This window comes from Escherichia sp. F1 (assembly GCF_046764225.1).
In the GTDB taxonomy this organism is placed as follows: Bacteria; Pseudomonadota; Gammaproteobacteria; order Enterobacterales; family Enterobacteriaceae; genus Escherichia; species Escherichia coli.
This window is the reverse complement of sequence record NZ_CP177202.1, coordinates 280369-292340: the sequence shown is the minus strand read 5'-3', so window position 1 is coordinate 292340 and position 11972 is coordinate 280369. Positions and strand designations below refer to the sequence as shown.

Sequence of the window (11972 nt, the reverse complement as noted above, 5' to 3'; positions counted from 1 at the left end):
CCTGATATGTATCGGATAGTTCTGGGGAAAGTTTCGACCTTAAGCGCAGCTCCACTGCCACCGGCTTTACGCGATCAAGCACCGCAAGGTCCACGACGCGAACGCTGGCTGGCGGGGCGTGCATTGCTTTCGCACACGCTTTCCCCGCTACCGGAGATCATCTATGGCGAACAAGGCAAACCGGCATTCGCGCCGGAAACGCCGCTATGGTTCAACTTAAGCCATAGCGGTGACGATATCGCCCTGCTGTTGAGCGATGAAGGCGAAGTCGGCTGCGATATCGAAGTGATTCGCCCGCGCGCCAACTGGCGCTGGCTGGCGAACGCCGTGTTCAGCCTCGGGGAACACGCTGAGATGGACGCCGTGCATCCTGATCAGCAACTGGAAATGTTCTGGCGCATCTGGACGCGCAAAGAAGCCATCGTGAAACAGCGTGGCGGCAGCGCCTGGCAAATCGTCAGCGTAGACAGCACCTATCACTCCTCGCTGTCAGTCAGCCATTGTCAGCTAGAAAATTTAAGCCTGGCGATCTGCACCCCTACCCCCTTTACGCTCACCGCCGACAGTGTGCAATGGATCGATTCAGTTAACTGATCCGCCCACCCGACTGTCCATCTTTTGATCCAGAACAGGTTATCAGTATGACGAATACTTAAAATCGTCATACTTATTTCCGCCATCTATTTTAATCCATTGGGGTTACCATGCTCTCCACACTCCGCCGCACTCTATTTGCGCTGCTGGCTTGTGCGTCTTTTATCGTCCATGCCGCTGCACCAGATGAAATCACCGCCGCCTGGCCGGTGAATGTCGGGCCACTAAACCCGCACCTTTACACGCCTAACCAGATGTTCGCCCAGAGCATGGTTTATGAACCATTGGTGAAATATCAGGCAGACGGTTCGGTGATCCCGTGGCTGGCAAAAAGCTGGACTCATTCAGAAGATGGTAAAACCTGGACCTTCACCCTGCGTGATGACGTGAAATTCTCCAACGGCGAACCGTTTGATGCAGAGGCGGCGGCAGAAAACTTCCGCGCAGTGCTCGATAACCGTCAACGTCACGCCTGGCTGGAGCTGGCAAACCAGATTGTTGATGTCAAAGCACTCAGTAAAACAGAGCTGCAAATCACCCTGAAAAGCGCCTACTATCCTTTCCTGCAAGAACTGGCCCTGCCGCGCCCTTTCCGCTTTATCGCCCCCTCGCAGTTTAAAAACCATGAAACCATGAACGGGATTAAAGCGCCAATTGGCACCGGGCCGTGGGTTTTGCAGGAATCGAAACTGAATCAGTACGATGTCTTTGTCCGTAACGAAAACTACTGGGGCGAGAAGCCGGCGATTAAGAAGATCACTTTTAACGTCATCCCGGACCCGACTACCCGCGCGGTGGCGTTTGAAACTGGCGATATCGACCTGCTGTACGGAAACGAAGGGTTATTACCGCTCGATACCTTCGCCCGCTTTAGCCAGAACCCGGCTTACCACACCCAACTGTCACAGCCGATCGAAACCGTGATGCTGGCGCTCAATACCGCCAAAGCCCCCACCAACGAGCTGGCCGTACGTGAAGCTCTTAATTACGCGGTAAACAAAAAATCGCTGATTGATAACGCGTTGTATGGCACCCAGCAGGTCGCAGACACCCTGTTTGCTCCTTCTGTGCCCTATGCCAACCTCGGCCTGAAACCGCGCCAGTACGATCCGCAGAAAGCGAAAGCGTTGCTGGAAAAAGCCGGTTGGACGTTGCCTGCGGGCAAAGACATCCGCGAGAAAAATGGTCAGCCGCTGCGCATTGAACTGTCGTTCATCGGCACCGATGCGTTAAGCAAATCGATGGCGGAAATCATTCAGGCTGATATGCGCCAGATTGGCGCAGATGTCTCACTGATTGGCGAAGAAGAGAGCAGTATCTATGCTCGTCAGCGCGACGGTCGTTTTGGCATGATTTTCCATCGCACCTGGGGCGCGCCATACGATCCACACGCCTTCCTGAGTTCAATGCGCGTACCGTCGCACGCTGATTTCCAGGCACAGCAAGGATTAGCCGACAAGCCGCTGATTGATAAAGAGATCGGCGAAGTGCTGGCGACCCATGACGAAACGCAACGTCAGGCGCTGTATCGCGACATTCTGACCCGTCTGCATGACGAGGCGGTTTATCTGCCTATCAGTTACATCTCAATGATGGTGGTATCAAAACCGGAGCTGGGTAACATCCCCTACGCGCCGATCGCCACCGAAATTCCGTTCGAACAGATTAAACCGGTGAAACCTTAATGTTGCGTTACGTATTACGCCGCTTTCTGCTGCTGATCCCGATGGTGCTCGCCGCCTCGGTGATCATTTTTCTGATGCTGCGCCTCGGTACCGGCGACCCGGCGCTCGATTATCTGCGTTTATCTAACCTGCCGCCGACGCCGGAGATGCTGGCTTCTACCCGCACCATGCTCGGGCTGGATCAGCCGCTGTACGTCCAGTACGGCACCTGGTTGTGGAAGGCGCTGCATCTTGACTTTGGTATCTCATTCGCCAGCCAACGCCCGGTGCTGGACGATATGCTGAACTTCCTGCCCGCCACGCTGGAACTTGCAGGTGCCGCGCTGGTATTAATTCTGCTCACTTCCGTGCCGCTCGGTATCTGGGCGGCGCGCCATCGCGACCGTCTGCCGGATTTCGCCGTACGTTTCATCGCGTTTCTCGGCGTGTCGATGCCTAACTTCTGGCTGGCGTTTTTACTGGTGATGGCGTTTTCGGTGTATCTGCAATGGCTACCCGCGATGGGCTACGGCGGCTGGCAGCACATCATTTTGCCTGCGGTTTCCATTGCCTTTATGTCGCTGGCGATTAATGCACGGCTACTGCGCGCCAGTATGCTGGACGTCGCCGGTCAGCGTCACGTCACCTGGGCGCGGCTACGCGGCCTGAACGACAAACAGACCGAACGTCGTCATATTCTGCGCAATGCCTCGCTGCCGATGATCACCGCCGTGGGGATGCACATTGGCGAACTGATTGGCGGGACGATGATTATCGAAAACATCTTTGCCTGGCCGGGCGTCGGGCGCTATGCGGTGTCGGCGATTTTTAACCGTGACTATCCGGTGATCCAGTGCTTTACGCTGATGATGGTGGTGGTTTTTGTGGTCTGTAATTTGATTGTCGATTTGCTCAACGCCGCGCTGGACCCGCGCATTCGTCGTCATGAAGGAGCCCACGCGTGAACTTTTTCCTCTCTTCCCGCTGGTCGGTACGCCTGGCGCTGATCATTATCGCCCTGCTGGCGCTGATTGCGCTCACCAGCCAGTGGTGGCTGCCGTATGACCCACAGGCGATTGATCTACCGTCTCGCCTGCTTTCACCGGATGCGCAGCACTGGCTGGGTACCGATCATTTAGGGCGCGATATTTTCTCGCGGCTGATGGCGGCGACCCGCGTGTCGCTCGGCTCGGTAATGGCCTGCCTGCTGCTGGTGCTGACATTAGGGCTGGTTATTGGCGGCAGCGCCGGGCTGATTGGCGGGCGCGTTGATCAGGCCACCATGCGCGTCGCGGATATGTTTATGACCTTCCCGACTTCGATTCTGTCGTTCTTTATGGTCGGCGTACTCGGCACCGGGTTGACCAACGTGATTATCGCCATCGCCCTGTCGCACTGGGCGTGGTATGCGCGCATGGTGCGCAGCCTGGTGATTTCGCTACGCCAGCGCGAGTTTGTACTGGCGTCACGGCTTTCTGGCGCGGGCCATGTGCGGGTGTTTGTTGATCATCTGGCAGGTGCGGTGATCCCCTCGCTGCTGGTGCTGGCGACGCTGGATATCGGCCATATGATGCTGCACGTTGCGGGGATGTCCTTCCTCGGCCTCGGCGTGACCGCGCCGACCGCCGAATGGGGCGTGATGATTAACGACGCGCGCCAGTATATCTGGACCCAGCCGCTGCAAATGTTCTGGCCGGGGCTGGCGCTGTTTATCAGCGTGATGGCCTTTAACCTGGTGGGTGACGCACTGCGCGATCATCTGGACCCTCATCTGGTGACGGAGCACGCACACTAATGCCGCAACAGATTGAACTACGTAATATCGCGCTACAGGCCGCGCAGCCGCTGGTGCACGGCGTATCGTTAACCCTTAAACGCGGGCGTGTGCTGGCGTTAGTCGGCGGTAGCGGCAGCGGGAAATCACTGACCTGCGCCGCGACGCTGGGCATTCTGCCCGCAGGCGTTCGCCAGACGGCGGGGGAAATTTTAGCCGATGGCAAACCTGTTTCTCCCTGTGCCCTGCGCGGCATCAAAATTGCCACCATCATGCAGAACCCGCGCAGCGCCTTTAATCCGCTACACACCATGCACACCCACGCGCGTGAAACCTGCCTGGCGCTGGGGAAACCCGCCGATGACGCTACGCTTACCGCTGCCATAGAAGCGGTGGGGTTGGAAAACGCCGCGCGCGTGCTGAAGCTCTACCCGTTCGAGATGAGTGGCGGTATGTTGCAGCGCATGATGATTGCGATGGCGGTGCTGTGTGAATCGCCGTTTATCATCGCCGATGAACCGACCACCGATCTCGACGTGGTAGCACAGGCGCGCATCCTCGATCTGCTGGAAAGCATTATGCAAAAACAAGCGCCGGGAATGCTGCTGGTGACCCATGATATGGGCGTTGTGGCGCGTCTGGCGGATGACGTGGCGGTGATGTCACACGGTAAAATTGTCGAACAGGGCGATGTCGAAACGCTGTTTAATGCCCCCAAACATGCGGTAACGCGCAGCCTGGTTTCCGCTCATCTCGCCCTCTACGGTATGGAGCTGGCATCATGACTTTACTTAACGTCTGCGACCTTTCACATCACTATGCGCACGGTGGATTTAGCGGCAAACATCAGCACCAGGCGGTGCTGAATAACGTTTCTTTGAACCTGAAAAGCGGCGAAACCGTCGCTCTGCTGGGGCGCAGCGGCTGCGGAAAAAGCACCCTCGCGCGGCTATTGGTAGGTTTAGAATCGCCCGCACAGGGGAATATCAACTGGCGCGGCGAACCGCTGGCGAAACTCAATCGCGCGCAACGTAAAGCGTTCCGCCGCGATATTCAGATGGTGTTTCAGGACTCCATCAGCGCCGTGAATCCGCGCAAAACCGTGCGCGAGATCCTGCGTGAACCGATGCGCCACCTGCTATCGCTGAAAAAAGCCGAACAACTGGCGCGCGCCAGCGAAATGCTGAAGGCGGTCGATCTCGATGACAGCGTTCTAGACAAACGCCCACCGCAGTTAAGCGGCGGTCAGCTCCAGCGCGTCTGTCTGGCGCGCGCGCTGGCGGTCGAACCGAAACTACTGATTCTGGATGAAGCCGTTTCTAACCTTGATCTCGTGTTACAGGCGGGCGTCATTCGCCTGCTGAAAAAGCTACAACAACAGTTTGGCACTGCCTGCCTGTTCATCACTCATGACTTACGCCTGGTGGAACGCTTTTGCCAGCGAGTGATGGTGATGGACAACGGGCAAATCGTCGAAACCCAGGTGGTGGGAGATAAATTAACCTTTTCCTCTGACGCCGGACGTGTGCTACAAAACGCGGTATTACCCGCATTCCCCGTGCGCCGTCGCACCACAAAAAAGGTTTAACGCAAATGCAACGAGTCACCATCACGCTTGATGACGATTTACTGGAGACGCTGGACAGCCTGAGCCAGCGTCGTGGCTATAACAACCGTTCCGAAGCTATCCGCGATATTCTGCGTAGCGCCCTGGCGCAGGAAGCTACCCAGCAGCACGGCACACAAGGTTTCGCGGTGCTGTCGTATGTGTATGAACACGAAAAACGCGACTTAGCCAGCCGTATTGTCTCCACCCAGCATCATCACCACGATCTCTCGGTTGCTACTCTGCATGTGCACATTAATCACGACGACTGTCTGGAAATCGCCGTGTTGAAAGGTGACATGGGCGACGTGCAGCATTTTGCCGATGACGTCATCGCCCAGCGCGGCGTGCGGCACGGGCATTTGCAGTGCCTGCCGAAGGAAGATTGAGTTATTTCTAAAACGAGGAAAGAAAAGATATTAACTGAACTTAATTTATAAAATTAAGTTCAGTTGCATAGATAGATCCTGTAAAGGCAGATATTCTGCGTAATGTACGCCGCTAAAATTTATAAATGATTCAAACGCTCATTTAGCGTTTCAATAATATAAGTATTTACAGAGACTTGTTGCTGCGCAGCCGCATTAGTAAGGCGTTCACTCAGCGATTCTGGATAGCGTAATGTAAAAGTCTTAATCTTTTCTGTACGCGCATACGGCTCAATACCCGCAGCTTTACAATCCTCAAGATACTCTCGCAGGGAAAGCTCCCCTTCTTTTTGCAGCCCCTGAATGCTGTCAGAGACAAAATCACAATAACCTGACAAGCCCAGGAATTTGCCACGAAATGCATTCAGTTCTGGCACGTAAGTGATAACAGCAGGTTGCCCGGCAATCTCCATAGAGTTTGGCGTCTTCAGTTTGATCATGGTTTTACCCCTATACTTAGTAACCAGTCACGAACGCTTTCTACAGCGCCTTTATCGGTATCTGGCGACGGATGAGGCCGATGGAAACACGCAACGCTCATATTTAGTATGAACTTACAACGCGAACCTCTTCCTTCCTTAATTTCTCCGCCTAATGCTTTAACCAGTGACTCTATATCAGACCACTTGATCCCTTGAGGAACAGGAGTTTTAAATATTTGATCCAATGTATTTTTTTGTTTCTTCCGTAAAGCCTGTACCTTGGTTCTCATGGCATGTCCTTATGACTTCACTTTATGACATCAATAGTATGACATCACAGTATGAAGTCAAGTTTCCCTTCCTTACGCCATTGTCCCAATCGTCTTCCTGAATCGCAGCAGTGCGATGGTGAAAAATGCGCCGCCAATTGCCATCAGCGTCAGGAACTGCGGCCAGACGATTTCGAATCCGGCCCCCCGGTAGAGGATGGCCTGCGCGAGGCTGACAAAGTGTGTCGTCGGCATGGTCAGCATAATGTCCTGCACCATCTGCGGCATACTTTCGCGCGGCGTGGATCCACCGGAAAGCATTTGCAGCGGCAGCAGCACCAGAATCACCAGCAGCCCCAGTTGCGGCATTGAACGCGCTATCGTCCCCATAAAAATGCCGATTGACGTGGTGGCAAACAGACTGAGCGCCACGCCCAGCATAAACAGCGGGATCGAGCCTTCAATCGGTACGCCCAGCACGCCTTTTACCATCAGCACCAGCGATAATCCCGATACCACCAGCACCACCAGCCCCATCGACCAGACCTTCGCCATCATGATCTCAAACGGTGTTATCGGCATCACCAGTAAGTGTTCCACCGTGCCGTGTTCACGCTCGCGGATCAGCGCCGATCCGGTCAATACAATCGCCAGCATAGTAATGTTGTTGATGATCGCCATCACCCCGCCAAACCACGCGGGATCGAGGTTCGGGTTAAAGCGCATCCGGGTTTCCAGCGATACCAACGGTTCGCTATTATCACGGTAGCGCGCGACAAAGCTGTTCACTTCACCGTTGATAATATTCTGGATATAACCGTTGCCAGTGAATGCCTGGCTCATGCGCGTGGCATCGACGTTCACCTGAATATCCGGCTGGCGTCCGGCGAGGACATCACGCTGAAAATTAGGCGGAATATTTATCGCGAAGGTATAGCGTCCGGCGTCCAGTCCGGCATCCATCTCATCGGCGGTGATCATCTCCGGTGGCAAAAACCACGGGCGATAGAAGCTGTTAACGATCCGGTTCGACAACTGCGATTGATCCATATCGGCTATGGCGATCGGCGCGAGGTTCAACGATCCTGGCGTGACGGTCGCTGACGAATACACCGATACCGTAAACGAGAAAACAATCAACGTCAGCATCGCTTTATCACCGAGCAGACTGCGTAACTCTTTGATACCCAGATTAAAAATATTGCGTAAATGGCGCATCATCCCTCCTGTTTTTTCAGCAGCAGGATGCTTAAGCCCATCACCAGCGGGATGGCTATCAGCAGCGGGATAAAAAGTTGCCACAAATCAGTCAGATCCAGCGCTTTCGAGAACGTCCCGCGGGCGATAGTCAGAAAATGACTGGTCGGGTAAACCTCGCCGATCCAGCGTCCTGGACCTTCCAGCGAAGCTACCGGATCGATCATCCCGGAAAACTGTGTCGCCGGGATCAACGTGATAATCGCCGTACCGAAAATGGCGGCAATCTGGCTTTTCATAAAGGTGGAGATCAGCAGCCCCATTCCGGTGGCAATGATGATATACAGCAGCGCCGCCAGGGTGAGCGTCAGGAAACTACCTTTATGCGGTACGCCAAACACAAACACCGACAGGCCGCAGAGCAGGAAAAAGTTCAGCATCCCCAGCGCGATGTACGGCAGCTGTTTGCCAAGCAAAAATTCGCTACGGGTGGTGGGTGTCACGTAAAGGTTGATAATCGACCCTAGCTCTTTTTCCCGCACCACGCTAAGAGCGCTTAGCATTGACGGGATCATCATCAGCAGAAGCGGGATCACCGCCGGAACAATCGCTGGCAGGCTTTTTACATCCGGGTTATAGCGATAGCGCGTCTCAATATTCATCAGCCCGTTTTGGCTGGCGGGCGTGGATTGTCGGCTCGCTACATCCTGTAACCAGCTCTGGTGCATAGCCTGCACGTAGCCTTTTACCGTTTCGGCACGACTGGGCATCGCTCCGTCGATCCAGACGCCGAGTTCCACAGGCGTACCACGCGCGATATCGCGCCCGAAATTGGGTGGAACCTCAATCGCCACCGTGATATCGCCCGCACGCATCCGGCGATCCAGCTCGTCATAACTGGTGAGCGGTGGTTGTTCGATAAAGTAACGGGAACCGGAGAGATTGAGCGTCCACGCCTGGCTACTGACGGTCTGGTCGCGGTCAAGCACCGCAAAGCGCAGGTTTTCCACATCCATACTGATGCCGTAACCCATTATCAGCATCAGGATCACCGTTCCCATCAGCGCCAGCGTCGAACGTACCGGATCGCGGCGCAGTTCCAGTGCTTCGCGACGGCTGTAGCTAAACAGACGTCGCAGGCTAAATCCCTGACGCGGCGCGTGGGTGGTGTCATGTACCACAGGCGGCGCTTCGGCTTCGTTGCTCTGCCCTGCCGCTTCCTGCAAATAGGCGATAAATGCCTCTTCCAGACTGGCGGCTCCGCGTTTTTCAACCAGCTCCTGCGGTGTACCGCTGGCAAGCACTTTTCCGGCGTGCATCAGGGAGATGCGGTCGCAACGTTCCGCTTCGTTCATAAAGTGGGTGGAGATGAAGATAGTCACTTTGTCCTGACGCGAGAGATCGACCATCAACTGCCAGAACATATCCCTCGCCACCGGATCGACACCAGAAGTAGGCTCATCGAGGATTAACATCTCCGGGCGATGAATCACCGCCACCGCCAGCGAAAGCCGCTGGCGAATGCCGAGCGGCAATGACTCCGGCAGAACATCTTCAACGTCGTTGAGCTTAAAACGCTCGCTCATTTCAGCCACTCTTGCGGGAATTTCCGCTTCCGGGATGTGAAACAAACGGGCATGTAACTCAAGGTTTTGCCGCACGGTGAGTTCGTTATAGAGCGAAAACGCCTGCGACATATAGCCCACCCGACGGCGAGTATCGATATCTTTTGGATCAACCGGTTGCCCGAACAGCCACGCCTCACCTTCGCTGGCGGGCAGCAGTCCGGTAAGCATTTTCATGGTGGTGGATTTACCGCAGCCGTTCGAACCGAGGAAGCCAAAAATCTCCCCGCGTGGAATGCGGAAATTGACGTGATCAACGGCAACGAAGGAACCAAAACGCATGGTCAGATCACGCGCTTCGATGGCAATCTCTGCGTTTTCAGGTTGATATGGTGGGATCACTACCGCCTGATGCGCCTGGCGTTGCGCTTGCGGTAACAGATTAATAAATGCTTCTTCCAGCGTGGCGCTTTGCGTTTGCTGCCGCAGCTCTTCGGCGCTGCCAGTTGCCAGCACTTCTCCGGCATTCATCGCTACCAGCCAGTCGAAGCGTTCGGCCTCTTCCATGTAGGCGGTGGCGACCAACACGCTCATGTTGCTTTGTCGCTGGCGAATACTATCGATCAGATCCCAGAACTGGGCGCGAGAGAGCGGATCAACCCCCGTCGTTGGCTCATCAAGAATCAACAGTTCCGGGTCGTGGATTAACGCGCAGCATAACCCAAGTTTTTGCTTCATCCCGCCGGAGAGCTTCCCCGCAGGACGATCGCGAAACGGTGCTAACCCGGTGCTGGTCAGCAGCTCATTAATTCGCACTTCCCGCTCCGCTTTGTCGTGACCGAACAAGCGGGCGAAAAAATCGACGTTTTCATACACCGATAAGGTGTGGTAGAGGTTTTTGCCCAGCCCTTGCGGCATCCAGGCGATGCGCGGGCAGACGTCGCGGCGATGCTTCGGGTCGCGCATATCGCCGCCCAGCACTATCACATTGCCCTGCTCAATGACACGGGCACCGGAAATCAACGACAACAAGCTCGACTTCCCGACGCCGTCCGGGCCAATCAGCCCGACCATGCAGCGGGCCGGAATATCGAGAGTGATATTGTTCAGCGCAACGGTTTTTCCATAATGCTGGCTCACGCCCGCCAGTTGCGCGACAGGCGGGACGGGAACCAGTTCCAGATGCGTCATTGCGGCAACCTCACCACCAGGTCGTCAGGCCACGGAAGTTCTTCATTCACCCGCACCCACGCTACGCCCGGCAAACCGGTTTTGACATATTCCAGATGCTGCTGGAGTAATTCCGGTGGGATACGCGCTTTGACACGGAACATCAGTTTCAGCCGTTCATCGCTGGTTTCGACGGTTTTTGGCGTGAACTGGGCGACGCTGGCGACAAAACTGATGGTTGCAGGAATACGCAGATCTGGCGCGGCATCGAGGATCAGCCGGGCTTCACCGCCCAGTTTCAGCGTGCCCGCCTGTTCGGTTGGCAGGAAGAAGGTCATATAGACGTCGCTGAGATCGACCATATTCAGTACCCGACCACCTGCCGCCAGCACTTCGCCTGGCTCGGCAACCCGATACTGCACGCGTCCGTCACGCGGGGCTTTCAGTTCGCTGTCATCGATATCTGCGGCAATGCGCCGTTCAGTGGCTTGTGCCGCTTCGACGCGAGTTTGGGCCTGAATGATATTGGTACGGGCCGCTTCTATAGCCGCTTTAGAGGCTGAAACCTGGGCTTTCGCCGATTCCAGCGCGGCTCGGGCGCTCTCGGCGGCGGCGCGGTCGTCATCCAACTGTTGCGCAGAAATAGCTCCACGTTGGGCAAGCGAGCGGGAACGCGTATGACGTTTAGCCACGGAGTCCAGTTCGGCCTGGCGTTGATTGACCAGCGACTGTGCGGCGCGAGTTTCGCTTTGCCGTTGCTCCAGCAAAGCCTGTGCAGCAGCAACGGCGCTTTGCGCTTCTTTGATTTGCGCGATGGCTTCCAGTCGCTGCTCCTGCAACACGCGAGTATCCATCTTCGCCAGCACTTCGCCTTCGCGAACAAACTGGCCTTCTTTCACCAGAATGGTATCGATACGCCCGGCAATTTTGCTGGCGATATCCACTTCCGTCGCTTCAATGCGCCCATTACTGACGGCAAAGCCTTCCGGCACACCTGCCGGGCGCAACAGCCACCACGCCACGACGGCAGCCACCGCCAGTAACCCGACAACCCACCACGCCAGATGGCGCTTACTCTTATCCATAATCGACCCGCCATAATCCCTGTAAACAAACGACGCGTGTTACAACTGCCGCCGAACGACGTTCAGCGGATTCTTCCATCCGGGATAAGAAGGAAACGGCAAATACGACCAGCGCGCAGAGCATTGAGCGCCAATGGGGAAGGCTTAGTGAAAACGGGTAGTAATGTTGTCATCATCAGCATTCCTGGCCGTAAATGA

Annotated in this window: 13 protein-coding genes; 7 read left to right on the top strand and 6 right to left on the bottom strand. The window is 55.6% G+C overall.

The window, feature by feature from the left end:
- The first annotated feature begins 6 nt into the window (after window positions 1–6).
- From acpT to nikR, 7 genes are all read left to right on the top strand, one after another.
- Window positions 7–594: a 4'-phosphopantetheinyl transferase AcpT gene (gene acpT / locus ACK8NJ_RS01265; RefSeq protein ID WP_032341182.1), complete on the top strand. Its 588-nt coding sequence runs from the start codon at window positions 7–9 to the stop codon at window positions 592–594.
- Between the two features lie 110 nt (window positions 595–704).
- The gene (gene nikA, locus ACK8NJ_RS01260) at window positions 705–2279 is read left to right on the top strand and encodes a nickel ABC transporter substrate-binding protein (RefSeq protein ID WP_411962054.1); all 1575 of its coding nucleotides are present in this window, start codon (window positions 705–707) and stop codon (window positions 2277–2279) included.
- Window positions 2279–3223, top strand: coding sequence for a nickel ABC transporter permease subunit NikB (gene nikB, locus ACK8NJ_RS01255; protein WP_000947068.1), 945 nt, complete (start codon window positions 2279–2281; stop codon window positions 3221–3223). The genes nikA and nikB overlap by 1 nt, the downstream gene beginning before the upstream one ends.
- On the top strand, window positions 3220–4053 hold the full coding sequence (gene nikC / locus ACK8NJ_RS01250) for a nickel ABC transporter permease subunit NikC (protein ID WP_001008963.1): 834 nt from the start codon (window positions 3220–3222) through the stop codon (window positions 4051–4053). The genes nikB and nikC overlap by 4 nt, the downstream gene beginning before the upstream one ends.
- A complete protein-coding gene (gene nikD, locus ACK8NJ_RS01245) occupies window positions 4053–4817 on the top strand; it encodes a nickel import ATP-binding protein NikD (protein WP_001136211.1) in 765 nt (254 codons plus the stop codon). The genes nikC and nikD overlap by 1 nt, the downstream gene beginning before the upstream one ends.
- On the top strand, window positions 4814–5620 hold the full coding sequence (gene nikE / locus ACK8NJ_RS01240) for a nickel import ATP-binding protein NikE (protein ID WP_411962053.1): 807 nt from the start codon (window positions 4814–4816) through the stop codon (window positions 5618–5620). Before nikD ends, nikE begins: the two co-directional genes overlap by 4 nt.
- A gap of 5 nt (window positions 5621–5625) precedes the next feature.
- On the top strand, window positions 5626–6027 hold the full coding sequence (gene nikR / locus ACK8NJ_RS01235) for a nickel-responsive transcriptional regulator NikR (RefSeq protein WP_001190062.1): 402 nt from the start codon (window positions 5626–5628) through the stop codon (window positions 6025–6027).
- 119 nt (window positions 6028–6146) lie between these two features.
- Here the strand turns inward: nikR and ACK8NJ_RS01230 are convergent, their stop codons facing one another.
- The 6 genes from ACK8NJ_RS01230 to yhiY all read right to left on the bottom strand — a co-directional run bounded on the left by ACK8NJ_RS01230 (window position 6147) and on the right by yhiY (window position 11950).
- Complete coding sequence (locus tag ACK8NJ_RS01230; RefSeq protein WP_000593557.1) at window positions 6147–6506, bottom strand: type II toxin-antitoxin system HicB family antitoxin; 360 nt, start codon at window positions 6504–6506, stop codon at window positions 6147–6149.
- A complete protein-coding gene (locus ACK8NJ_RS01225; RefSeq protein WP_001259385.1) occupies window positions 6503–6778 on the bottom strand; it encodes a type II toxin-antitoxin system HicA family toxin in 276 nt (91 codons plus the stop codon). The genes ACK8NJ_RS01230 and ACK8NJ_RS01225 overlap by 4 nt, the downstream gene beginning before the upstream one ends.
- A gap of 72 nt (window positions 6779–6850) precedes the next feature.
- Window positions 6851–7975 (bottom strand): ABC transporter permease, encoded by a 1125-nt coding sequence (locus ACK8NJ_RS01220; RefSeq protein WP_001314210.1) that lies wholly within the window; start codon window positions 7973–7975, stop codon window positions 6851–6853.
- Window positions 7975–10710, bottom strand: a complete 2736-nt coding sequence (gene rbbA / locus ACK8NJ_RS01215) for a ribosome-associated ATPase/putative transporter RbbA (protein WP_411962052.1) — start codon at window positions 10708–10710, stop codon at window positions 7975–7977. Before rbbA ends, ACK8NJ_RS01220 begins: the two co-directional genes overlap by 1 nt.
- Window positions 10707–11774, bottom strand: a complete 1068-nt coding sequence (locus tag ACK8NJ_RS01210; RefSeq protein WP_000361507.1) for an HlyD family secretion protein — start codon at window positions 11772–11774, stop codon at window positions 10707–10709. Before ACK8NJ_RS01210 ends, rbbA begins: the two co-directional genes overlap by 4 nt.
- A gap of 62 nt (window positions 11775–11836) precedes the next feature.
- Complete coding sequence (yhiY, locus tag ACK8NJ_RS01205; protein ID WP_001296785.1) at window positions 11837–11950, bottom strand: protein YhiY; 114 nt, start codon at window positions 11948–11950, stop codon at window positions 11837–11839.
- Window positions 11951–11972: the final 22 nt, after the last annotated feature.

Coding starts and splice junctions, on each gene's coding strand:
- acpT (WP_032341182.1), top strand. CDS start 7: ATGTATCGGATAGTTCTGGGGAAAGTTTCGACCTTAAGCGCAGCTCCA.
- nikA (WP_411962054.1), top strand. CDS start 705: ATGCTCTCCACACTCCGCCGCACTCTATTTGCGCTGCTGGCTTGTGCG.
- nikB (WP_000947068.1), top strand. CDS start 2,279: ATGTTGCGTTACGTATTACGCCGCTTTCTGCTGCTGATCCCGATGGTG.
- nikD (WP_001136211.1), top strand. CDS start 4,053: ATGCCGCAACAGATTGAACTACGTAATATCGCGCTACAGGCCGCGCAG.
- nikE (WP_411962053.1), top strand. CDS start 4,814: ATGACTTTACTTAACGTCTGCGACCTTTCACATCACTATGCGCACGGT.
- nikR (WP_001190062.1), top strand. CDS start 5,626: ATGCAACGAGTCACCATCACGCTTGATGACGATTTACTGGAGACGCTG.
- ACK8NJ_RS01230 (WP_000593557.1), bottom strand. CDS start 6,506: ATGATCAAACTGAAGACGCCAAACTCTATGGAGATTGCCGGGCAACCT.
- ACK8NJ_RS01225 (WP_001259385.1), bottom strand. CDS start 6,778: ATGAGAACCAAGGTACAGGCTTTACGGAAGAAACAAAAAAATACATTG.
- ACK8NJ_RS01220 (WP_001314210.1), bottom strand. CDS start 7,975: ATGCGCCATTTACGCAATATTTTTAATCTGGGTATCAAAGAGTTACGC.
- rbbA (WP_411962052.1), bottom strand. CDS start 10,710: ATGACGCATCTGGAACTGGTTCCCGTCCCGCCTGTCGCGCAACTGGCG.
- ACK8NJ_RS01210 (WP_000361507.1), bottom strand. CDS start 11,774: ATGGATAAGAGTAAGCGCCATCTGGCGTGGTGGGTTGTCGGGTTACTG.
- yhiY (WP_001296785.1), bottom strand. CDS start 11,950: ATGATGACAACATTACTACCCGTTTTCACTAAGCCTTCCCCATTGGCG.